At 64.5% G+C, this 23,152-nt stretch carries 20 protein-coding genes; 15 read left to right on the forward strand and 5 right to left on the reverse strand.

Features of this window, described 5'->3' with window-relative positions:
- Positions 1-61: 61 nt before the first annotated feature.
- Positions 62-964 (forward strand): D-alanyl-D-alanine endopeptidase, encoded by a 903-nt coding sequence (pbpG, locus tag BM059_RS11440; RefSeq protein ID WP_037002097.1) that lies wholly within the window; start codon positions 62-64, stop codon positions 962-964.
- A gap of 150 nt (positions 965-1,114) precedes the next feature.
- On the opposite strand, the gene BM059_RS11445 is transcribed toward pbpG, so the two are convergent.
- On the reverse strand, positions 1,115-2,008 hold the full coding sequence (locus tag BM059_RS11445; RefSeq protein WP_074938734.1) for a LysR substrate-binding domain-containing protein: 894 nt from the start codon (positions 2,006-2,008) through the stop codon (positions 1,115-1,117).
- A 217-nt stretch (positions 2,009-2,225) separates the two neighbouring features.
- Here BM059_RS11445 and dkgB point away from each other — a divergent pair, with 217 nt between their 5' ends.
- Together dkgB and BM059_RS11455 are read left to right on the forward strand one after the other, a co-directional pair.
- A complete protein-coding gene (gene dkgB, locus BM059_RS11450; protein WP_074938736.1) occupies positions 2,226-3,029 on the forward strand; it encodes a 2,5-didehydrogluconate reductase DkgB in 804 nt (267 codons plus the stop codon).
- A 3-nt stretch (positions 3,030-3,032) separates the two neighbouring features.
- Complete coding sequence (locus BM059_RS11455; protein WP_074938738.1) at positions 3,033-4,013, forward strand: zinc-binding dehydrogenase; 981 nt, start codon at positions 3,033-3,035, stop codon at positions 4,011-4,013.
- 9 nt (positions 4,014-4,022) lie between these two features.
- On the opposite strand, the gene BM059_RS11460 is transcribed toward BM059_RS11455, so the two are convergent.
- Positions 4,023-4,766, reverse strand: coding sequence for an SDR family oxidoreductase (locus tag BM059_RS11460; protein WP_037002102.1), 744 nt, complete (start codon positions 4,764-4,766; stop codon positions 4,023-4,025).
- Positions 4,767-4,809: 43 nt separating this feature from the next.
- On the reverse strand, positions 4,810-6,288 hold the full coding sequence (locus BM059_RS11465; RefSeq protein ID WP_074938740.1) for a DASS family sodium-coupled anion symporter: 1,479 nt from the start codon (positions 6,286-6,288) through the stop codon (positions 4,810-4,812).
- A 218-nt stretch (positions 6,289-6,506) separates the two neighbouring features.
- Here BM059_RS11465 and ybaL point away from each other — a divergent pair, with 218 nt between their 5' ends.
- The gene (ybaL, locus tag BM059_RS11470) at positions 6,507-8,237 is read left to right on the forward strand and encodes a cation:proton antiporter domain-containing protein (RefSeq protein ID WP_074938742.1); all 1,731 of its coding nucleotides are present in this window, start codon (positions 6,507-6,509) and stop codon (positions 8,235-8,237) included.
- A 181-nt stretch (positions 8,238-8,418) separates the two neighbouring features.
- Complete coding sequence (locus BM059_RS11475) at positions 8,419-9,861, forward strand: SulP family inorganic anion transporter (protein ID WP_074938744.1); 1,443 nt, start codon at positions 8,419-8,421, stop codon at positions 9,859-9,861.
- Between the two features lie 132 nt (positions 9,862-9,993).
- On the opposite strand, the gene trpA is transcribed toward BM059_RS11475, so the two are convergent.
- Positions 9,994-10,803 (reverse strand): tryptophan synthase subunit alpha, encoded by an 810-nt coding sequence (trpA, locus tag BM059_RS11480; RefSeq protein WP_074938746.1) that lies wholly within the window; start codon positions 10,801-10,803, stop codon positions 9,994-9,996.
- Positions 10,800-12,014 carry a tryptophan synthase subunit beta gene (trpB, locus tag BM059_RS11485; RefSeq protein WP_074938748.1) on the reverse strand — a complete coding sequence of 405 codons (1,215 nt, stop codon included), beginning with the start codon at positions 12,012-12,014 and terminating at the stop codon, positions 10,800-10,802. Before trpB ends, trpA begins: the two co-directional genes overlap by 4 nt.
- A gap of 344 nt (positions 12,015-12,358) precedes the next feature.
- Between trpB and BM059_RS11490 the strand changes: the two genes are divergently transcribed.
- The 10 genes from BM059_RS11490 (at position 12,359) to BM059_RS11545 (ending at position 23,044) form a co-directional block, all read left to right on the forward strand.
- A complete protein-coding gene (locus tag BM059_RS11490) occupies positions 12,359-13,204 on the forward strand; it encodes a transporter substrate-binding domain-containing protein (protein ID WP_074938750.1) in 846 nt (281 codons plus the stop codon).
- Positions 13,205-13,214: 10 nt separating this feature from the next.
- On the forward strand, positions 13,215-13,871 hold the full coding sequence (locus BM059_RS11495; protein ID WP_074938752.1) for an amino acid ABC transporter permease: 657 nt from the start codon (positions 13,215-13,217) through the stop codon (positions 13,869-13,871).
- 11 nt (positions 13,872-13,882) lie between these two features.
- Positions 13,883-14,518 carry an amino acid ABC transporter permease gene (locus BM059_RS11500; RefSeq protein WP_234035902.1) on the forward strand — a complete coding sequence of 212 codons (636 nt, stop codon included), beginning with the start codon at positions 13,883-13,885 and terminating at the stop codon, positions 14,516-14,518.
- A 4-nt stretch (positions 14,519-14,522) separates the two neighbouring features.
- Positions 14,523-16,550 carry a hydantoinase/carbamoylase family amidase gene (locus BM059_RS25735; RefSeq protein WP_083413269.1) on the forward strand — a complete coding sequence of 676 codons (2,028 nt, stop codon included), beginning with the start codon at positions 14,523-14,525 and terminating at the stop codon, positions 16,548-16,550.
- Between the two features lie 27 nt (positions 16,551-16,577).
- Positions 16,578-17,291, forward strand: a complete 714-nt coding sequence (locus tag BM059_RS11520; RefSeq protein ID WP_074938756.1) for a DUF1989 domain-containing protein — start codon at positions 16,578-16,580, stop codon at positions 17,289-17,291.
- Positions 17,292-17,441: 150 nt separating this feature from the next.
- The gene (locus BM059_RS11525) at positions 17,442-18,050 is read left to right on the forward strand and encodes a cupin domain-containing protein (protein ID WP_074938758.1); all 609 of its coding nucleotides are present in this window, start codon (positions 17,442-17,444) and stop codon (positions 18,048-18,050) included.
- A gap of 91 nt (positions 18,051-18,141) precedes the next feature.
- Positions 18,142-19,020 carry a LysR family transcriptional regulator gene (locus BM059_RS11530; RefSeq protein ID WP_074938760.1) on the forward strand — a complete coding sequence of 293 codons (879 nt, stop codon included), beginning with the start codon at positions 18,142-18,144 and terminating at the stop codon, positions 19,018-19,020.
- Between the two features lie 74 nt (positions 19,021-19,094).
- On the forward strand, positions 19,095-19,601 hold the full coding sequence (locus BM059_RS11535) for a sigma-70 family RNA polymerase sigma factor (RefSeq protein ID WP_037002113.1): 507 nt from the start codon (positions 19,095-19,097) through the stop codon (positions 19,599-19,601).
- The gene (locus BM059_RS11540) at positions 19,598-20,539 is read left to right on the forward strand and encodes a FecR domain-containing protein (RefSeq protein WP_074938762.1); all 942 of its coding nucleotides are present in this window, start codon (positions 19,598-19,600) and stop codon (positions 20,537-20,539) included. The genes BM059_RS11535 and BM059_RS11540 overlap by 4 nt, the downstream gene beginning before the upstream one ends.
- A 96-nt stretch (positions 20,540-20,635) precedes the next feature.
- The gene (locus BM059_RS11545) at positions 20,636-23,044 is read left to right on the forward strand and encodes a TonB-dependent receptor (RefSeq protein ID WP_074938764.1); all 2,409 of its coding nucleotides are present in this window, start codon (positions 20,636-20,638) and stop codon (positions 23,042-23,044) included.
- Positions 23,045-23,152 lie beyond the last annotated feature (108 nt).

Below are 23,152 nucleotides of genomic sequence, written 5' to 3' on the forward strand. Positions count from 1 at the left end.
CCCTATACTGAACGCTGCCGCCGCTGCGGCAGCTTCCCCACTCAAACCGGTGAGCTTAACCGTGAAACTCCGTCATTCGATTTTGGGCTTGCTGCTGTGCGGCAGCCTTGTTGTTTCGAACCTCCAGGCCGCGCCGGCCCAGCCCAAGCAGGAGCTGGCCGCCGGTAGCGCCTTGCTGATCGACCTGAAGACCGGCAAGGAGCTGTATTCCAGCAACCCGGATCTGCGCCTGCCGATCGCCTCGGTCACCAAGCTGATGACCGCCATGGTGGTGCTCGATGCCAAGCTGCCGCTGGATGAGGTGCTGCCAGTCAATATCCGCGACACCAAGGAAATGCAGGGTGTGTTCTCCCGCGTACGTATCGGCAGCGAGATCACCCGCCGCGAGATGCTGCACCTGGCGCTGATGTCCTCGGAGAACCGCGCTGCCGCCAGCCTCGCGCATCACTATCCGGGCGGCCACGCGGCCTTCATCGCGGCGATGAATGCCAAGGCCAAGGCACTGGGCATGCGCAATAGCCATTTCGTCGAGCCCACCGGCTTGTCCGAACTGAACGTCGCCACTGCGCGCGACCTGGCGCTGATGGTCAAGGCCGCCAACCAGTACCCGCTGATCCACCAGTTCAGCACCGACTCCGAAGCCACCGTGGCCTTCCGCAAGCCCAACTACACCCTGGGCTTTCGCAACACCAACGCCCTGGTGCGCAAGGCGGACTGGAACATCAACCTGAGCAAGACCGGCTTCACCAATGCCGCCGGTCGTTGCCTGGTGATGGCTACCACCATCGCCAATCGTCCGGTGGCGTTCGTGGTGCTCGGCGCCTTTGGCAAGTACACCCACATGGCCGACGCCAATCGCCTCAAGCGCTGGATGGAGACCGGCAAGGTCACCCCGGTGCCGGCGGCGGCGCTCAGCTACAAGCAGCAGAAGCTGGCCGAGTGGAGTTTGCAGGCGGCGCAGTGACTTCAGGCTGATGATGCAAAAAGGGCGACTCGACGAGTCGCCCTTTTTCGTGATGCCTGCGCTGCGTAGCCCGGATGCAATCCGGGGAAACAGTGACTCAGGCCCCGGATTGCATCCGGGCTACGGTCGATCTTCCTCAGTCCTGGTGCGTCAGCTTGGGCAGCCCAGCCGCTCGCTGAGGTAGTCGAGAAAGCAGGCAATACGCGAAGCCAATGCGGTGTTGCGGTAGTACACCGCGTTGATCGGCTGGCGCACCTCCACGCGCTGCTCGGCCAGTACCTCGACCAGCGCGCCGCTGGCGCGGGCGGCATCGGTCATGAAATCTGACAGGCACACCAGGCCCTGACCGGCCAGCGCCAGCTCGAGCAGGGTGTCGCCGCTGGAGGCGCGCAGGCTCGGGGTGATGCGCCAGCGCTCGCCAAGGGCATGGCGCAGCGGCCATTCGTTGAGGCTGTCTGGTTCGGTGAAGCCGATCAGGCTGTGCCCGGCCAGGTCTTCGGTGCGCGCCGGGTTGCCGTGTTGGCGCAGGTAGTCCGGGCTGGCCAGCACCCGGCGGCGACTGTGGCACAACGGCCGTGCATGCAGACTGGAGTCGGGCAGGGTGCCGATACGGATGGCCAGGTCGGTGCGTCGCTCCAGCAGGTCGATGATGCGGTCGTCGCTGTTCAGCTCCAGCTCGATCTGTGGGTAACGCGCGCGGAAATCGCCGATCAGCGGGACGATCACATGCAGCATGAAGGGCGAGGCGGTGTTGATCCGCAGGCGTCCGGCCGGCGCCTGGCGGCGCAAGGTCATCTGCTCCTCGGCTTCCTCGACGCTGGCGAGGATACGCCGCGCCTGGGCCAGAAACACCTCGCCCTCCTCGGTCAGCTCCAAACGCCGCGTGGTACGGCGCAACAGGGTGACGGCGAGCTTGTCCTCCAGGCGGCTGAGGGCGCGGCTGACGCCGGACGCGGTTTGCTCAAGCTGTTCGGCGGCGGCACTGATCGAGCCGCAGTCGACCACGCTGACGAAGGCGAGCATTTCTTCCAGGCTGGTCTTCATTGTTGATCTTCAGTCAAAGGTGTTTGCTTGCTTGGCGGGTTTTTCCGCATGAGTCTGGCGCGGATACTGCGCAGCATCAAGCCTGCTCGCTGGGTGAGCTAGAGGGGCAAGGGCCTGTGGGCCTGCAACTTTTACCCACTGAGTCAGGCCGAACGATTCAGCCCCTGCGCCGGTCTGCTGATCGGTCATCTATCCAGAATCTGTGAGGAGACTCGCCATGACATGCATTCCCCCCTTCGGTCTCGGCACCTTCCGCCTCAAGGATCAGGTCGCCATCGATTCTGTAAGCACCGGCCTGGAGCTGGGCTACCGGCATATCGACACGGCGCAGATCTACGGCAACGAAACGGAGGTTGGCCAGGCCATCGCTGCCAGCGGCGTGGCGCGCGATGAGTTGTTCGTCACCACCAAGATCTGGACCGAAAACCTCGGCAGCGGCCGGGTGGTCGCCAGCTTGCAAGAGAGCCTGCAGCGCCTGGGGCTGGAGCGAGTCGACCTGACGCTGATCCACTGGCCGTCGCCGAACGACGAGATACCCGTGGCGCAGTACCTGGCCGAATTGCTGGATGCCAAGCACCAGGGGCTGACCAGCGCCATTGGCGTATCCAACTTCACCATCGCCCATTTGCGCCAGGCCATCGAGGCCGTGGGAGTGGACCAGATCGCCACCAACCAGGTGGAAATCCATCCGTTGTTGCAGAACCGCAAACTGGTGGACTTCGCCCGGCAGCAAGGCATCCATCTCACCGCCTACATGCCGCTCGCCTATGGCAAGGTGCTGGCCGAGCCGATGATCCAGCGCATCGCCGCTGCCCATGGCGCCAGCCCGGCGCAGGTCGCCTTGGCCTGGTCGCTGCAGCAGGGCTATGCGGTGATTCCATCGTCGACCAAGCGCGAGAATCTGGCGGCCAACCTGGCTGCTGCCGAACTGCGCCTGAGCGACGAGGACATGGCCGCCATTGCTACCCTGGAGCGTGGCGAGCGGGTCGCCAATCCGGGCTTCGCGCCGCGCTGGGATTGAGCCATGAACGAGATCGCAACCACGCAACAGGTCTGGTCCTGGCAGCGTCAGGGTGAACTGGCTCGGCAGGAAAAGCCGGTGACGGCGCCAGGCCCCGGTGAGGTGCTGGTGGCCAATCGGCTGATTGGCCTCAATCCGGTGGACTGGAAGATCATCGATTGGGGGCATGCCGACTGGCAGCAGGGGCATGTACCCGGCGTCGATGGCGTTGGTCTGATCGTCGCCTGTGGTGAAGGGGTCAACCTGCCGTTGGGCGCACGCGTCGCTTATCACCAGGCGCTAAGCCGAGACGGCAGCTTCGCTGCCTACACTCGGCTTGCCGCCGCTGCCGTGCTGCTGGTGCCGGAGGGGCTGAGCGATGAGCTGGCCGCTTCTGCGCCATGTCCCGGACTGACCGCCTGGCAGGCACTGAACAAGGTTCCACTGGAGGCTGATCGCGATGTACTGGTGACGGGGGCTGGTGGTGCCGTTGGCCTGTTGTTGGCGCAGATGGCGGTAGCAGCAGGTTGGCGCGTGTGGGTGACGGCTTCATCACGTCATCGCGAACGATTGCTGGCTTTGGGTATCAGCGGTGTCTTCGATTATCGCGATGAAAACTGGCGTGATGTGCTGCAGCAGGCGCTTGGCCCTCGCCGGTTGCACGCGGCGTTCGATACGGTCAGCGGCGAGCACGCACGCAGTCTGGCGCCACTGCTCGACTACAACGGCCATCTGGTATGTATTCAGGACCGTCTGGAGCAACAGCCGCTGCCCGCATTCAGCAGTGCCATCTCGCTGCACGAGGTAGCACTCAACAGCATCCATGTTCACGGTACTGAGCGTGACTGGAGGTTGTGGCGCGAGGTCGGGATAGCGTTGCTGGAGCAACTGCGTGTCGGCAGCCTGCAGACGCCGGCTCTGCATCAGGTGGATTTCGCCGAGCTGCCCGAGGCCCTGGCGCAGGTCAAGGCCGGCAAGGGCGGCAAATGGCTGGCGCGGGTCTGAGCGCTGCGGCTAGCGCCCGCCGGCAATATCGATCAGCGCGCCGGTGGTGTAGCTGGCCTTGTCATCGAGTAGCCAGACGATGGCTTCGGCGACTTCCTCGGCACGCCCGGCGCGGCCCAGCGGAGTCGCCTTGCCCAGGCGTTCGGCACGATCCGGCTGGCCGCCGCTGGCATGGATATCGGTATCGATCAGCCCCGGCCGCACGGCATTGACCCTCACGCCCTCGCCTCCCAGCTCCTTGGCCAGACCTCGGGTCAGGACATCCATGGCGCCCTTCGCGCCGGCGTAGTCGACGTACTCGAAGGGCGAGCCAAGGCTGGCCGCCACCGATGACACCAGCACCATCGAGCCTCCTACACCGCCGCGGCTGAGCGCCATGCGCCGTGCACCTTCGCGCGCGGTGAGGTAGCTGCCCAGCACATTGACATCGAACATGCGCTGCAGCCGCTCGCCACTCATCTCCAGCAACGCCATGGGCGGGGCGACGATACCGGCGTTGACCACCAGACCGTGCAGCGGGCCGAGCGTGTCCATGGTCTCGAACAGACGCAGCACATCAGCTTCATTGGCAACGTCGCCTTGCACGGCGATGGCCTGGCCACCGGCGGCGTGGATCTGCGCCACCACCTCATCGGCGGCGGCGCGGTCACTGCGGTAGTTCACCCCGACCGTCCAGCCCTGAGCCGCAGCCAGCAGGGCAGTGGCGCGACCGATGCCACGGCTGGCGCCAGTGATCAGCAGGTTCTTGCTCATGGGGCGGGCTCCTCGTCAGGTTTCCGCTCAGGTTACCCGTTCGTCACATCCAGCCCAACCAGCGCCACCAGGTCAGGGCAAACACCAACATCAGCCCGTAGCCAATCAGCGTCAGCCAGATACCGGTACGCAGGAACTGCCGGGCGTCGAAGGTTTCGGTGCCGATGCAGACCATGTTCTGCGGTGCGTTGATTGGCAACAGGAAGCCGAAGCTGACCACGTAGCCGAGCAGCATGCTCATGCCCAGCGGATTGATGTCGCCGCCAAGCTGCAGTAGCAGGGCAATCATGATCGGCAGCATGGCCGAGGTCAGCGCCGTGGCGCTGGCGAAACCGAGGTGAATGACGATCAGAAAGGCACCGAGCACGGCGAACACCCAGAACGGTGACAGCCCCTCCATGCCAAGATTCGCTACCAGCAGCTTGGCCAGCCAGGTGCCTGCACCGGTAGCCAGCACCGCGCCGCCGAGGCTGATGCCAACGCCGAAGACGATCACCGTACCCCATGGAATGCGCGGCTGCGCCTGTTTCCAGCTCATCACACCAAGCCCGGGCATCAGCAAGGCCGCCAGGCCGACCAGGGTGGTGGAGGCGGTGTCGAAGGCGTGCAACTTGCCCTCGGTGGCCCAGAAGCCGAGCAGGGTCAGCACGATTGCCAGTAGCTTGCGCTCGTTGCCGGTCATTGGCCCGAGCTCGCTGAGCGCCTTGCGCACTGCCTCCTTGCCGCCCTCGATGCGCTCGGTTTCCGGTGGCATCACGCGCAGGATCACCCAGTACAGCACAGCCGACATCAGCACGCTCCAGGGCGCGCCGGCAATCAGCCAGTCGGTCCAGGTCACCGACTGGCCGAGCAATTTCTGCATGAAACCGGCGGTGAGCAGGTTCTGCGCCGCCGAGGTCTGGATGCCGACGTTCCAGATGCTGGTGGCCTGGGCCACGAGGATCATGATGCCGCCGGCGAAGGCCGAGCGCTTGTCGACGCCGAAGGCGGCGATCACCCCCATCATGATCGGCACCACGCAGGCTACTCGCGCGGTGGCGCTGGGCACGATGAAGCTGAGCAGGATGGTCACCACGATGGCGCCAAACAGCACACGATGAGTGCTGGCACCTACCTTCGACAGCGTCAGCAGGGCGATGCGCTTATCCAGCCCGGTCTGGGTCATCGCAGCGGCGATGAACAACGCCGCCGCCACCAGCGCCAGCGCCGAGTTGGCGAAACCGCCGAGTGCGATGCTCAGCGCATCCTTGGTGCCGATCAGCTTGTCTGGGTCCGCCAGGCTTGGCGCATTGCCAAGCAGGAAGGCCATCAACGCCAGGATCATGATGGCGCTGACCTCGTAACTCACCGCCTCGCTGATCCACACGATCACCGCGAAGGCGAGGATCGCCAGCATGCGCTGACCGGCAATCGGGAGCCCGGCCTGTTCTGGCAGGAGGATGATCGCCAGCCCAGCAAGCAGCGCTAGCAACAGGCCCCAGGGGAGGGTGAGAGGCTGGGGTTTCGCTGCGATTTCCTTCATGGCGACGGTGCTCCGACGAATGGCATGCCAGGACGATAGGCCTCTGTGGCGGGCGCTTCATTGCGTCGGATCAGTGTTGTGCAGGTCCAGACAGGATTATGAAAGCTTACGAAAGGAATATGGTGATATAAGAACCCCCTCTTATTCTCTTGTGGAATATTGAATCATCCATTCGCGCATCTAGCGCTTGGCCATGAATACGTGCAATAGGAGGTGCGATGGAGCACAACATATCTCTCATCACCATGTTGGCCGGTGGCTTCGGTCTGGCTCTGATCTTCGGTTTTATCGCGGAGAAGCTGAAGCTGCCGGCGTTGGTAGGTTATCTGTTGGCGGGTATCGCACTCGGCCCGGCGACCCCCGGTATGGTCGCGGACATGGAGCTGGCCCCGCAGCTGCTGGAAATCGGCGTGATGCTGCTGATGTTCGGAGTCGGTCTGCACTTTTCCCTGAAAGACCTGCTGGCGGTGAAGAAGATCGCCCTGCCCGGCGCCGTGGTGCAGATGAGCATGGCCACCGTGCTGGGGCTCGGCGTAGCCAGTTGGTGGGGTTGGACTTTCGGTGAAAGTCTCCTGCTCGGGCTGTCGCTGTCCTGTGCCAGCACCGTGGTGCTGCTCAAGGCGCTGGATACGCGCGGCATCACCGACTCGATGAACGGCCGTATTGCCGTGGGCTGGCTGGTGGTGGAAGACCTGGCCACTGTACTGGTGCTGGTACTGCTACCGCCGCTGGCCGGCATGCTCGGAGGCAAGGTGATCGGTGCCGATGCCGGTGCGCCGCTGTGGCAGGTGCTGGGCATGACGCTGTTGCAGGTAGCCGGTTTCATTGCGCTGATGCTGGTGGTCGGGCGCCGTGTGTTGCCCTGGTTGCTGCTGCAAATCGCCAGGACTGGCTCTCGCGAGCTGTTCACCCTGTCTGTTGTCGCCGCTGCTATCGGCATCGCCTACGGCGCTGCGGTGTTGTTCCATGTGTCGTTCGCCCTAGGCGCCTTCTTTGCAGGCACGGTGATGCGCGAGTCGGAACTTTCGCACCGCGCTGCCGAAGAGTCGCTGCCGCTGCGTGATGCATTTTCGGTCTTGTTCTTCGTGTCGGTGGGTATGCTGTTCGAGCCGGCCGTGCTGGTCGAAGAGCCGCTGCGTGTGCTGGCCGTGGTGGCCATCATCATCATCGGCAAGGGTTTGGCAGCGGCATTGCTGGTTCTGGCCTTCCGTTACCCCCTGAGCACGGCGTTGACCGTGGCGGCGAGCCTGGCGCAGATCGGTGAGTTCTCGTTCATCCTCGCCGGCCTGGGCAAGGACCTCGGCCTGCTGTCGGCCGAGGGGATGAGCCTGGTGCTGGCCGGTGCGTTGATCTCGATCGCACTCAATCCGCTGGTGTTTGCCTGCATCACGCCGCTGAAGAGCCTGGTGCTGCAGCGTTCGGCCGTGGCTCGGCGTCTTGAATTTCGCGAGGACCCACTGGCCGTGCTGCCGCCTACCACCGAACGCAAGTACCTCGAAGGGCAAGTGGTGGTGGTTGGCTACGGCCGTGTTGGTCGGCGTATAGCCAAGGCCCTGCAGAAGCGGGGCATTCCCTATGTTGTGGTCGAGCAGAATCGTGAGCGGGTCGAACAGATCCGCGGCCAGGGCATCGCCGCGGTCAGCGGTGATTCGGCCGAGCCGGGCACGCTGATCCAGGCGCATATCGCCAAGGCATCGATGCTGGTAATCGCCACGCCTGACCCGCTGCACGTGCAGCGTATGGTCGAAACTGCGCGGACGTTGAACCCGCAAGTGGAGGTCGTGATTCGCACGCACAGCGCCGATGCGATGGAGATCTTCCGCCGTGAAGGCCTTGGCGAGGTGTTTTTCGACGAGGAAGAACTGGCGCGCGGGATGAAGGACCATGTTCTCTCCAAGTTCGCGCCGTCTCAGTCGCCTGCGCAGCAGAGTGCAGTTCACGAACATTGATAACGGGCTGAAATGGCCGCTGCTGGAGCCATCCAGCAGCAGCTATTGAATGCCCGTTGCTACAGCATGGAGCGTTTGAATACTCAGCGTCGGGCATGACGGACGAGCACTTGGACGCTACCATGCGCGCCCACTTTCGTTCCGCCGCCATCACCCGGCTACGCCGGCTTGCCGAGACGCCATGAAACCCGCATCCCTACGCGCCGACCTGCTGGCCGGCCTGACCTCGTCCTTCGCCCTGGTGCCCGAGTGCATCGCCTTCGCCCTGGTGGCCCAGCTCAACCCCCTGATGGGCCTGTATGGCGCCTTCATCATCTGTACCCTCACCGCCCTGTTCGGTGGCCGGCCGGGAATGATTTCCGGTGCGGCGGGTTCGATGGCGGTGGTGATCGTCGCCCTGGTGGTGCAGCACGGCGTGCAGTACCTGCTGGCCACGGTGCTGCTCGGCGGCCTGATCATGCTGGCGTTCGGCTTGCTGCGCCTGGGCAAGCTTATCCGCATGGTGCCGCATCCGGTGATGCTGGGCTTCGTCAACGGCCTGGCGATCATCATCGCCCTGGCTCAGTTCGAGCATTTCCAGCACGACGGCCAGTGGCTGCACGGCAACGAGTTGTACCTGATGCTCGGGCTGGTGGCGCTGACCATGTTCATCGTCTACCTGCTGCCGCGCCTGACCCGCGCCGTGCCGCCTGCGCTGGTGGCAATCCTCGGCATCGGCGCGCTGGTCTACCTGCTGGATTTGCCGACCCACACCCTCGGTGACATGGCGCAGATCGCCGGCGGGCTGCCGAGCCTGATGCTGCCGGTCATTCCCTGGAACCTGGAAACCCTCGCCATCATCGCCCCTTACGCGATCCTGATGGCCCTGGTCGGCCTGCTGGAAACCCTGTTGACCCTGAACCTCACCGACGAGATCACCGCCACCCGTGGCCACCCTGATCGCGAGTGCGTGGCGCTCGGCGTGGCCAACATGACCTCGGGCCTGTTCGGCGGCATGGGCGGCTGCGCGATGATCGGCCAGACCGTGATCAACCTCAGCTCCGGCGGGCGCGGACGGTTGTCCGGCGTGGTCGCTGGGGTGATGATCCTGCTTTTCGTGCTGTTCCTTTCGCCGCTGATCGAGCGTATTCCGCTGGCGGCGTTGGTGGGCGTGATGTTCGTGGTGGCGCAGCAGACTTTCGCCTGGGGCTCGCTGCGCGTGGCCGGCAAGGTGCCGGCCAATGACGTGCTGGTGATCGTCGCGGTGACCGCCATCACCGTCGCCACCGACCTGGCCACGGCGGTGCTCTGCGGTATCGTCATCGCTGCGCTCAATTTCGCCTGGCAGCACGCCCGCGAACTCTATGCCGACAGCGATATGCAGGCCGACGGCAGCAAGCTCTATCGCGCCCACGGCACGCTGTTCTTCGCCTCCTGCACCACCTTCCTGGCGCAATTCGAGCCGGCCGATGACCCGCAGCAGGTGACCCTGGACTGCCGCCACCTGAGCTTCGTCGACTACTCCGCCATCGCTGCGCTGAAAACCCTGCGCGAACGCTACGAGCGTGCCGGCAAGCACCTGCGCGTGGTGCACCTGTCCGAGCGTTGCAAGCAGTTGCTCAAACGAGCCGGATCAGAACACTGATCGCGTAGGAGCAACGCGAAACCCATCAAGCAATTCCCGGGTTTCGCTACGCTGGACCCAGGCTACAAAGCCATGAAAAAAGCCGCTGACGGATCGCTCCGCCAGCGGCTTTCTCGTCTGTCAGAGAGGCTATCAGCGGCGCGCGCTGCGTACCCCTTCGGCCAGTTCGCGGCACAGGCCGAGCACGCCGTCGACGGCCTGCTGCGGGCTTTTCGCCTCGGCGATCTTGTCGATCAGCGCTGAGCCGACCACCGCGCCCTCGGCGCGCTTGGCCACTTCGGCGGCGTGCTCCGGGGTACGGATGCCGAAGCCGATGCACACAGGCAGGTCGGTGTGGCGACGCAGACGCGCCACGGCTTCCTCGACGTGATCCATAGTCGCCGCACCGGCGCCGGTGACGCCCGCCACCGACACGTAGTAGACGAAGCCGGAGCTGCCAGCCAGCACGGTGGGCAGGCGGTCGTCGTCGGTGGTCGGCGTGGTCAGGCGGATGAAGTCGATGCCGGCGCTCTGCGCCGGCTCGCACAGCTCGTCGTTGTGCTCCGGCGGCAGGTCGACCACGATCAGTCCATCGACGCCGGCCTCTTTGGCGTCGGCAATGAAGCGCTCGACGCCGTAGACGAAGATCGGGTTGTAGTAGCCCATCAGCACCAGCGGCGTGCTCTGGTTGCCTTGGCGGAATTCGCGAACCATCTGCAGCGTCTGTTGCATGCCCTGCTTGCCGGCCAGTGCGCGAATGTTGGCGAGCTGGATGGCCGGGCCATCGGCCATCGGGTCGGTGAACGGCATGCCCAGTTCGATCACGTCGGCACCGGCGTCTGGCAGGCCCTGGAGGATGCTCAGCGAGGTGGCGTAGTCGGGATCACCGGCGGTGATAAAGGTCACCAGCGCGGCGCGATTTTCCGCTTTCAGTTCGGCGAAACGGTTCTGCAGGCGGCTCATGCGTGCTTCTCCTGGTTGTCCTGCATATGGTGCATCACGGTCTGCATGTCCTTGTCGCCACGACCAGACAGGTTGATCACCATCAGGTGATCCTTGGGCAGCTTCGGCGCACGCTTGAAGGCTTCGGCCAGCGCATGAGCGCTTTCCAGGGCCGGGATGATGCCTTCCAGGCGGCAGCACTGGTGGAAGGCTTCGAGGGCTTCGTCATCGCTGATCGGCACGTACTCGACGCGCTTGATCTCGTGCAACCAGGCGTGTTCGGGGCCAACGCCGGGGTAGTCGAGGCCGGCGGAAATCGAGTGGGCATCGGTGATCTGGCCGTCCTCGTCCTGCAGCAGGAAGGTGCGGTTGCCGTGCAGCACGCCCGGTGCGCCACCAGCCATGCTCGCTGCGTGCTTGCCGGTGTCGACGCCATGACCGGCCGCCTCGACGCCGACGATCTGCACGCCTTGGTCATCGAGGAAGGGGTGGAACAGGCCGATGGCATTGGAGCCGCCGCCGATGCAGGCCACCAGCGAGTCGGGAAGGCGCCCTTCCTTATCGAGGATCTGCTCGCGCACTTCGTTGCCGATCACCGACTGGAAGTCACGCACCATGGCCGGGTAGGGGTGCGGGCCGGCTGCGGTGCCGATCAGGTAGAAGGTGTTGTGAACGTTGGTCACCCAGTCGCGCAGGGCCTCGTTCATGGCGTCCTTGAGGGTGCCGGTGCCGGCAGTGACCGGAATCACCTCGGCGCCGAGCAGCTTCATACGGAAGACGTTGGCCTGCTGGCGATCGATGTCGGTGGTGCCCATGTACACCACGCACTGCATGCCGAAGCGCGCAGCCACGGTGGCGGTGGCCACGCCGTGCATGCCGGCGCCGGTCTCGGCGATGATGCGCTGCTTGCCCATGCGCTTGGCCAACAGGATCTGGCCGATGCAGTTGTTGATCTTGTGCGCGCCGGTGTGGTTCAGGTCTTCGCGCTTGAGGTAGATCTTCGCTCCGCCGAAGTGATCGGAGAGGCGCTCGGCGTAGTAAAGCGGGCTGGCGCGGCCGATGTAGTCGCGCTGGAAGTAGGCCAGCTCTTCGAGGAAGGCCGGGTCGCTCTTGGCCTTCTCGTATTCGGCGGCCAGCGAGTTGATCAGCGGCATCAGGGTTTCGGCGACGAACTGACCACCGAAGCGGCCAAACAGGCCGCGAGTGTCGGGGCCGGTGCGAAATGAGGTCATGGCGTGCTCCTGAGGTTGGATGGGCTGGCCGTCAGTTGACGGACAAGGCCGAAGCGTCTGTCGATGGCCGCAGACTAACGCTGCAGGGGGCGTGAGAAAAGCGATAGCTTCGCCCTGGCCTGTGAGGAAATGTCACGAGTCGATGCCGCAGCCGATTGGCGGTGGCGCGCACCATAGCAGTCCATGCATGCACTCATTTGCTCGCTGTTGGTGCGTAATGGCCCTCCCACACTCTGCATTTCTTCCGTCTGGCGGCCTTTTGAAGGGTTGGCATGCTTCATGCCTTTGTAACTTTATTCAAGTTACTTGAATAAATATCCATCTCTTCAAGAAGAGGCCTCGCCATGCATCGCCGTGCCGTGAAAAACCTGACATTCGCCTTGGCCACCCTGCTTGCCAGCTCCCTGGCCCAGGCCGATGACCTGCTGCAACGCATCCAGCAGGCAAAACAGATCACCATCGCTACCGAAGCCCGGTTCGCACCGTTCGAGTCGGTGGAGAACGGCAAGATCGTCGGTTATGGCGTCGATCTGATGAACTACGTGCTCAAGGATCTACCTGACGTCAAGGTCAAACAACTGGATCTGCCCTTCCAGGGCATTCTGCCGGGCCTGGATACCGGCAAGTTCGATTTCGTGGTCACCTCGGTCACGGTGAACAAGGCGCGCTTCGACCAGTTCGCCTTCACCGCGCCGATTGCGGAGTCCACCGTGGCGCTGCTCAAGCGTGCCGACGATGCTTCGGTCAGTAGCCTGAGCGACCTCAATGACAAGATCGTCGGCTCGCAGAGTGGTTCCGGTCAGCTGCAGGTGTTGATGGCCTATGACGCCAAGCTCAAGGCCGAAGGTCAGCCGGGCCTCAGAGGCATTCGTGAATACGTCAGCTTCGACGAAGCCTATGCCGACCTGGCGCTCGGCCGTCTGGATGGCGTGGCGCAGTCGCTGTCCAATCTGGGGCCGCTGATCAAGTCGCGCCCGGGCCTGTTCGTCACCCTGGATGAAATGCTCGGGCCGAAGACCTACTACGGCTGGGTCGGCCGCAAGGGCGAGGATAGCGCCAGCCTGGTCAAGCTGTTCAGCGAAGGGATTGGCCGCGCCAACCGCGATGGCACGATGAAAGCCCTGCAGGAAAAATGGTTCGGTTTCAGCATGGACGTGCCTGCTGACGCCATGCCTGAGCCGAGCATCTGAGTCGTCGCTGATGAATGATTTTGGCGCTCGCTTCGCACTCTACTGGCCAGCTTTGCTCGACGGCGCGCTGACTACCTTGTGGTTGTGTCTGGCCGGCATGCTGCTGGGCTTCGTGCTCGGCGTGCTGATCTACTTGCTGGGCAATAGCCGCAGCCGTGGCTGCGTGGCGTTCGCCAGGGTCTACGTCAGTTTCTTTCGTGGCACGCCGATGCTGGCGCAGCTGCTGTTGCTGTTCTACCTGCCCGCCGGACTGGGGCTGGATGTTCCGGCGCTGGTCGCGGCAGGCCTGGCCTTGGCGATGAATACCGCGGCCTATCAGTCGCAGATTCTGCGCAGCGGTTTCGCCGCCATCCCGGCCGGGCAGTTGGAGGCCGCGGCGGTGTTCAGCATCAGCCGCTGGCGCATGTTGCTGCATATCCAGTTGCCGCAGGTGCTGCGTCTGACCCTGCCGGCGCTGATCTCCGAGCTGATCGATGTGATCAAGGTGTCGGCGGTGGTCTCGGTGATATCCATCACCGACCTGATGCGGGTCAGCCAGCAACTGGTGTCGCAGACCTACCGACCGCTCGAGGTCTACCTGGTCGCGGCGCTGTTCTACCTGGCGTTGACCAGCCTGCTGGCCCTGCTCGGGCGTGAGCTGGAACGACGCTGGCAGGCCCGCAGCTGATGGAGAACTGGATGAACTACCTCCCCGATTTCGGTCAGGCGCTGCTGGTCACCCTGGGCATCAGTTTTGCCGGCGCGGCCTTCGGTCTGCTGCTGGGCTTCGTGCTCAATGCCCTGCGCCTGGCCGTGCCCGGTTTCATCGGCCTGTATCGGCTTTACGTCTGGCTGGTGCGCGGAACACCGTTCCTGGCCCAACTGCTGCTGATCTACTTTGGCCTGCCGGTGCTGGGCCTGACCCTCGATGCGGTACAGGCCAGCATTCTGGCGCTGGGCCTGTACAGCGCGGCCTATTTCGCCGAGCTGCTGCGCTCGGCCTGGGCCAGCGTGCCCAACGGGCAGTTGGAGGCGGCGCGCGTGCACGGCCTCAGTGGCGTGCAGACTTTCTGGCATATCCAGGCGCCGCAGGCCATGGCCTTCGCCCTGCCGCTGCTGGGCAACCAGGTGATCCTGACCATCAAGGAAAGCGCGGTGGCGTCGATCATCACCGTGCCGGAACTGACCATGACCGCCGGACAGATCGTGTCCAGCACCTTTTCCTATGTCGTGCCCTATGTGCTGCTGGTGCTTTCGTACTGGCTGCTGACGCTGCTGGTCGGTTTCGTTGCCGCCGGGCTTGGCCGGCGTGCCACGCGCTACCTGCGAGGATGAATCGATGAGCAACCTCCCCCTTCTTGAACTGCGCGGCGTGGGCAAGTCCTACGGCGCCAACCGCGTGCTGCAGGGCTTCGACCTCAGTGTGCACGCGGGCGAGATCGTCTCGCTGATCGGCCCGTCCGGTTCGGGCAAGACCACCGCGCTGCGTTGCATGAATTTTCTCGAAGCCTATGACGAAGGCGAGGTGTGGATCGACGGCCAACTGCTCGGTTACAGCGGCCCGGGCCGCAAACCGCGGGATCAGGACAGCCCCGCGGCCATCGCCGAGGTGCGCCGGCCGCTGTCCATGGTATTCCAGCAATTCAACCTGTGGCCGCACATGACCGTGCTGGAGAACGTCATGGCGCCCCTGCTGCTGGGCAAGGGCATGAACAAGGGCGAAGCGCGTGCCCTGGCCGAAAGCGCGCTGCAGCGTGTCGGCCTGGCGGCCAAGGCCGATGCCTACCCCGCGCGGCTTTCCGGTGGTCAGCAGCAACGTGTCGGTATCGCCCGGGCGCTGGCGGTGAAACCGAGACTGATGCTGCTCGATGAGCCGACCTCGGCGCTCGACCCGGAGCTGGTCGAGGAAGTGCTGCAGGTGATCCGCAGCCTGGCTGACGATGGCATGACCATGGTCATGGTCACCCACGAGATGAGCTTTGCCGCGCAGATTTCCAGCCAGGTGGTGTTCATGGAGGCCGGACGCATCGTCGAGACCGGCGCGCCGGGTGAGATGTTCCAGCAACCGGCCACCGAGCGCCTGAAACAGTTCCTCAAGCCCTGGTTCAACCGCAGCCTCAGCCCGCGTGCGGAGGTGACGGCTGTACGGGTGATGAATGCCGTGCGTGGCGAACGCCTGCAGGGTTTGCTGACAACCCTGGCCGACTTCGGTGGCCTTGAGGGTGGCGGGATGAATCGCCAGGCGCTGTCGGCGGAGGATCTCGACGCGCGCGCCTGGCTGATCGGCGAGGCCCGGCGTATCGGTTGCCGGGTGTGGACGGATGCCTGCGCCAACCTGTTCATTCGCCGCGACGGCCTGGAAGACCTGCCGCCGGTGATGACCGGCAGCCATATCGATACCCAGCCCAACGGTGGCCGTTATGACGGCTGCTACGGCGTGATGGCCGGGCTGGAATGCCTGCTGGCCCTGCATGACCAGAACCTGCGTACGCGCCGGCCTATCGAGCTGGTGGTCTGGACCAACGAGGAAGGCAGCCGTTTCAGCCCGGGGGCCATGGGCTCCAGTGCCTTCGTCGAACCACAGCGCATGAGCGCCTATCGGGGCAGCCTCGATGCCAATGGCATCAGCCTGGGGCAGGCGCTGGACGCCCATGCCGAGCGTTTCGCCGACCTGCCGCTGCGCGAGAAGATCGCCGCCCATGCTTTCGTCGAGCTGCATATCGAACAGGGCCCGGTGCTGGAGCGTGCCGAGGTGCCACTGGGGGTGGTGTCCGGCATTCAGGGCGTGCGCTGGTATCAGATTCGCTGCCAGGGCGCCTCGGCCCACGCCGGTACCACGCCCATGGACATGCGGCGTGACGCCATGCTGCAGGCCACGCGTTGCCTGCCGGCCATCGAGGCTTTGGCCGAGCGCCTGGCCGGTGCCGAACAGCGCCTGACCTTCGGCCGCTGGCAGGTGAAACCCAATTCGATCAATACCGTGGCGGGCGACGTGACCTTCAGCATCGACTTCCGCCATGCCGACCCGGCCGTGCTGGAGGCCTTCGACGCCGAGTTGCCGAACTGCCTGCCCGAAGGCGCCGAGCTGCAGCCACTGTTCAGCCATCCGCCGGTGGCCTTCGAGGCCGGCATCGTCGAGGTGCTGCAGCAGGCCGCCGATGCCACGGGTGAGGCGTCCCTGAGCCTGCGCTCTGGTGCCTTCCACGATGCCATGTACCTGGCTGGGCATTGCCCCACCGGCATGCTGTTCGTGCCCAGCCGCGATGGCATCAGCCACAACCCCAACGAATACACCGAACCTTCCCAGCTCGAAGCCGGCGCCCGTGCGCTGGCCTGGAGCCTCGTCCAACTGGCCGAACAAGTCTGATCTGCCATTGCCCACCTAGGAGCGACCATGAGCCATTCCAACCACGCCCACGACTATCCCGCCTGCTGCCAGCCCGACAACGGCGCCGCGCTGGGCATCAATGCCACCCTCAACGAGCCGCTGTCGGCCGACGGTACGCCCGAGCTGGGCAAGACCTACACCGTACCGGCCCGCTGTGGCCGCGCCGTGCGCCTGAAGGCCGGTGAGGTGATCAAGATCATCAACACCCACGGCACCCAGGTCTGCGACACCTGGCTGTTCAACAGCGAAGACCTCAGCGAATTCCTTTCCATGGAACACGCCCGTGCGCATATCGACCGCATCATCCCCAAGGCGGGTGACGAGCTGTTCAGCAACCGTCGCCGCACCATCGGCACCTTGCTGAGCGACACCTCGCCGGGCGTGCACGACACCCTGATCGCCGCCTGCGACCTGCATCGCTATACCAACCTCGGTGTCGAGGGTTATCACGACAGCTGCGCCGACAACATGCGCCTGGCCTTGCAGGCCATCGGTCTGCGTGCCCGTGAAGTGCCGCAGCCGTTCAACCTGTGGATGAACATCCCGGTCAAGGCGGACTACAGCATCGAGTGGCTGCCACCGGTTTCCAAGGCCGGTGACTACGTGGAAATCCAGGCAGCCATGGACTGCGTGGTGGTGATGTCCGCCTGCCCTCAGGACATCGTGCCGATCAACGACCTGAACCCGGTGGAAGTGCACTTCGTGGTCAGCGCCGGCTGACCTGCTGCCAGGCCTGTGCCTCTCTGGCATGGGCCTGGCATAACGTACAGAGTCACGCCAAGGGCGTTCACGGCTTAATTCCGTGAGCGCCTTGCGCGATACTGTGCCGTTCGTGGTTGTACCCGTTGTCATCCATTGATCGAGATGTACATGCGCAAACCCAGTCCTACCCCTTCGACCAAGGCTCACCACACCGATGGCCTGCCCAGCCTGGGCATGCGTCTGCGCCATGCGCGCAAGGTCGCCGGGCTGACCCTCAAGCAGGTGGCGGTTGCCGCTGGCTGCTCGGAAAGCCTGATCTCCAAGCTGGAGAACGATGCGGCTTCGCCTTCGCTGGCCATGCTGCACCGTTTGGCGGGTGCGCTGGGCAGCAACGTGTCGACGCTCACGTCCGAGGAATGGGTATCCGACGAGCCCGTGCTGCGCGCCGGCGACAGGCCGGTGAAGCGTTTCGTCAAACGCAACAAGGACGGCGAGATAGGCCTGGAGCGCATCACGCATCTGCAGAAGGGTGGTCTGCTGCAGGGCAATATCCATATCGTTGCGCCTGGCGTGGCCAGCGATGGCCTGATCGAACACCCCGGTGAGGAAATGGGCTACGTGCTGACCGGCAGCATCGAGCTGACCATCGGCGAGCAGACCTACAGCCTGACGGCTGGCGATGCCTTCCATTTCCCCAGCAACCTGCCTCACGGCTACCGCAACGGTGGCGATAGCGAGGCCCGCATTCTCTGGGTCAATACGCCGGTCACCTTCTGATCGGGGCCGATGCATCGGCTGCCAGGCGGCCATGGTCAGGCAGCAGAAAAATCATTAGAGTTTTCCGACTTGTCAGGAAAATTCACTCGATATGAGCCGAGACCTTCCACCACTCAATGCCCTGCGCGCTTTCGAGGCTGCCGCTCGCCTGCAGAGCGTCAGCCGTGCCGGCGATGAGCTGCATGTCACCCACGGTGCGATCAGCCGGCAGATTCGTGCGCTGGAGGAACAGCTCGGGGTCAGCCTGTTCGACAAGGACGGGCGCGGCGTAAAACTCACCGATGCCGGCTTGCGCCTGCGCGATGTCACCTCGGAAAGCTTCGAGCGCTTGCGTGGCGTCTGTGCCGACCTGCGCCGTCAGCAGGAAGAGCGGCCCTTCGTGCTTGGTTGCCCCGGCAGCCTGCTGGCGCGCTGGTTCATCCCGCGGCTGGATCGCCTGCAGCGCGAACTGCCGGAGTTGCGCCTGCAGCTCTCGGCTAGCCAAGGCGAGCTGGACCCGCGCGGCGCCGAGGTGGACGCCACCCTGCTGTTCGCCGACCCGCCGTGGCCGGCCGACATGCAGGTCTTCGAGCTGGCGCCCGAACGCATCGGTCCGGTGCTCAGCCCGCGCTATGTCAATCACGCGCAACTGAGCGCCGTCAGTGCCGACGCGTTGTATGCCGAGCCGCTGCTGCACACCACTTCGCGGCCACAGGCCTGGCCGCAGTGGGCGCATGCGCAGGGGCTGGCGTCCGAGCGGCTGCAACAAGGGCAGGGCTTCGAGCACCTCTACTATCTGCTGGAGGCGGCCGCGGCCGGGCTGGGCGTGGCCATCGCCCCGCAAACGCTGGTGGCGGATGACCTGCGTGCCGGTCGCCTGGTGGCGCCCTGGGGCTTCGTCGAAACCACGGGTTGCCTGGCGCTATGGACGCGTCGCGCCGATCCGCGCAGTGAACGTCTGGCGCAGTGGCTGAGGAGCGAGCTGGCGTAGCGTCGGCGATGTTGCCAAGTTGGTAGGGTACGGATGACAATGCAATTCATTGTCATTTGATACGAAATCGCGCTATGCCCGCCGACGCCCAGGTGCTGCACACCCTCTACCGTGACCATCACAACTGGCTGCAAGGTTGGTTGCGCCGGCGCCTGGGCAACGGCTGCGATGCTGCTGATCTGGCGCAGGACACCTTCGTGCGCCTGTTGCGCGCCGGCAACGCGGCGAGCATTCGCGAGCCACGTGACTACCTGGCCACCGTGGCGCGTGGGCTGATGGTCGACTTCCTGCGTCGACGTTCTCTGGAACAGGCCTACCTCGATGTGTTGGCCAGCCAGCCGCAGGCCGAACAGCCCAGTGCCGAGCAGCAGGCGCTGCTGCTGGAAGCACTGATGGAGGTCGATCGCATGCTCGTCGGCCTTGGCCGTACAGTGCGCGAGGTGTTCATCCTGTCTCAGCTCGACGGCCTCACCTACGCGCAGATCGCCGCCCGCCTGGGCATTTCCCTGCGCAGCGTGAACACCTACATGGCTCGCGCCGTGGAGCATTGCTGCCTGCTGCAGGCGGGCTGGCAATCGTGAACGAGGCGCAGCGCGCCGCACTCAAGGCGGCCAGTGGTTGGTACGCGCGGCTGTGCTCCGGCGACAGCGATACCCATGAGCAGCAGGCCTGGCAGCACTGGTACGACGCTAACGCGCAGCATCGTCAGGCCTGGCAACAGATCGAGAAGCTGCGAGAACAAATGGGCCTGCTGCCCGGCCCCATTGCGTCGTCGACCCTGCGTGGCGTCCACCATGGCCGGCGCCGCCTGCTCGGCAGCCTGGCCCTGGTTGGTCTGGCATTGCCGCTGGGCTGGTTCGCCTGGCACAGCGATACGCGGCGCTACTGGCTGGCCGACTACCGCAGCGGTGTAGGTGAGCGCCGCCAATGGCAGCTGAGCGATGGCAGCCAGTTGATGCTCGGCACCGCCAGCGCCGCGCAATGGCATGTCGACGGACAGCGTCGCCTGCTGCGTCTGGTCAGTGGCGAGGCGCTGATCCAAAGTCCGGACGAGGCCCGACCACTGCTGGTGGAAATGCGTCATGGCCTGGTGCGCAGCGAGGGCGCGCGTTTCTGCGTGCGCAGCGATGAGCAGGGCTGTCGCGTTGCGGTGCTGGAGCACCGCGTAGAGGTTGCGCCGCTGCGGCATCTGCAGGCCATGCAGCCACTGGCTGCCGGGCAGCAATTGCGTTTCGATGCCGAACGACTCGGGCCGCCGCGGGCCAACGATGCCGCCACGACGGCCTGGACGCAGGGCAGCCTGATCGCACTGGATCAGCCGCTGGGCGAGGTGATCGCCGAGCTGGCGCGCTACCGCCATGGCGTGCTGCGCCTCGACCCGGCCCTGGCCGGATTGAAGGTGTCCGGCAGCTTCCCGTTGGCCGATACCGATCGTGCCCTGGCCGCGCTGGAGCACAGCTTCCCGCTGCGTGTGGTGAGGCGCAGCGATTACTGGGTGACGCTGGTGCCAAAGGTTTAATTGGCAAAAATATTCATTTTCGTTTGCACTTTTTTCTCGACTGGATCGGCCCTTCTGAAATATCGGCTACAGGCCTTTCGTTCCCAGGGGAAATCCATGCGTCAACCTCGCTGCAAACTGCATTCGCTAACCCTCGCTGTGCAAACCGCCCTGCTCTGTTCCGGCCTGGCGCTGGCAGTGCCGCTGGCCAGCGCTGCACCCGCCGAGTCTGCCGTGCAGGCACAGGTTTTCGACATCGCTGCCGGCCCGCTGGCCGAGGTGCTCAACCGTTATGCCAGTGCTGCCGGCGTGGCGTTGTCGTTCGATGCCAGCGCGCTGCAGGGGCAAAGCAGCCCGGGTCTGCAAGGTTCCTATCAGGTCGAGGACGGCTTTGCCCGTCTGCTGCAGGGCAGTGGCTTACGCGCGGTGCGCCAGGCTGAGGGGGTCTACGGCCTAGATGCGCTGCCCGCGGCAGGTAAGCTGGGTAGTGATGTGCTGCAGTTGGAAGCGATGACCGTCAGCACCCTGCGCAGTGACAGTGCCGTGGGCGAGACCAGTCAGCGCGTCACCGTCATCGACCGCCAGCAGATCGAACAGCAGCTGGCCCTGAGCAGCGATCCGGGTCAGGTATTGAGCAACCTGATTCCGTCCTACTCACCGAGTCGGCAGAAGATGTCCAACGCCGGTGAAACGCTGCGTGGTCGCACCCCACAATTCCTCGTCGACGGTGTGCCGCAGGCCAGTTCGATTCGTAACGATGGGCGCAGCAGTTACACCATCGACTTGGCGCAGATCGAACGCATCGAAGTGATTCACGGCGCCTCGGCCGAGCATGGCGGCGGCGCTACAGGCGGTATCGTCAACTTCATCAGCCGCCGGCCCGAAGGTAGCGGTGTCAGCCAGCATGCCGGGGTCAGCCTGGAGAGCGACGATCGTTTCAGCAAGGACGGCCTGAGCTACAAGATGAACTACCGGCTCAGCGCCCAGCAGGGCGACTGGGAGACGCTGTTCGGTGCCACCTGGCAGGAGCGCGGTGCGTTCTACGATGCCAACGATGAGCTGATCGGCGTCGCCTACCCTGGCGAGATCCAGGACACCCGCGACCACGACCTGATGTTCAAGCTCGGCTACTGGATCGACGACGTGCAGCACCTGCAATTCAGTGCCAACCATTACGAGCTCAAGGGCAACAACGACTATGTGCCGGTGCTCGGTGACCGTGCTGCGGGCATTCCCACCACCGCGCGCAAGGGTGATCCGCAGGGCGATCCGGCATTCAACGAGAACCGCCAGTACACCTTCAGCTACAGCAACCAGGATCTGTACGGCAACGTGCTCGATGTGCAGCTCTATCACCAGCGCTACCGTGGCCAATTCGGCGCGCTGCTCTCGGGCTCGTTCCAGGATCCGAATATCGCCCCGATCGGCACCCTGTGGGAGCAAAGCCGCAGCGACTCGGAAAAATGGGGCGGCAAACTGACCCTGCGTCGCAAAGGCTTGTTCGACGGTCTGCTGGATCTGACCGGGGGCGTCGACCTGATGCGCGACAAGGGTGAGCAGGTGCTGGTGCAGACCAATCGTAGCTACGTGCCGCCGTCCACCTACGACAACCAGGCCGGCTTCCTTCAGGGCGACCTGCACCTGACCGACAAGTTGACCCTGATGGCCGGCGTGCGCCGCGAGCACTCCGAGCTGGACGTAGATGACTTCCGCACCGTGTGGGGCACCAACAACGCCGGCGGGGTAAGCGTTACCGGTGGCAAGGTGTCGTTCGGCAAAACCCTGAGCAACTACGGCTTCACCTACCAGGCCACCGACTGGGCGCAGCTCTACGGCGGCTACTCCGAAGGCTTCGGCATGCCCGATATCGGCCGCGTGCTGCGTGGCCTCGACGAGCCGGGGCTGGAGGTGGAGAGCCTGCTGGAGCTGGAGCCGATCGTCACCCGTTCGCGTGAGGTGGGCCTGCGTCTGAACTTCGACCGCGTGGACATGGAGCTGAGCTACTACGAGTCTTTCTCCAACGTTGGCGAGCGTCTCTCGGTCAACAGCGACGGCAACTACATCGCCAACCGCGAGCGGGTGGAGATCCAGGGTTACGAGCTGACCGGCAATTGGCATATCGATGACCGTCATAGCCTGCGCGGTAGCTACGCTCACAGCCAGGGCAAGTCCGACACCGATGACGATGGCAAGGTGGACACGCGTCTGACCGGCCTGAACATCTCGCCGGATCAGTACAGCCTGGGTTGGCAGGCCAACTGGAACGACGACTGGTCGAGCTACCTGCAATACAACTACTACGTCAGCCGCAGCTTCGACGACCCGCGCCTGGAGTTCGACGGCTACGCCCTACTCTCGGCCACCGTCAGCCGTCGTCTGCCGGTGGGCAGCCTGTCGCTGGGCATCGACAACCTGCTCGACGAGGACTATTTCACCTACTACTCGCAGTCGGCGCGCATCGCTGATGACTACAACTTCAAGGGTCGCGGACGCACCTTCACCCTGGGCTATCAGGTGGAGTTCTGAGGTGAGGGTGTCCGAACGTTAGGGTATGGGGATGTGCAGTGCCCTGACAGGCGTTCCCACGCAGCAGCGTGGGAACGTTCGATAAAGGCAGTCCAGCCAGCCGTTTGG

Source organism: Ectopseudomonas composti (genome assembly GCF_900115475.1).
GTDB classification, from domain to species: Bacteria; Pseudomonadota; Gammaproteobacteria; order Pseudomonadales; family Pseudomonadaceae; genus Aquipseudomonas; species Aquipseudomonas composti.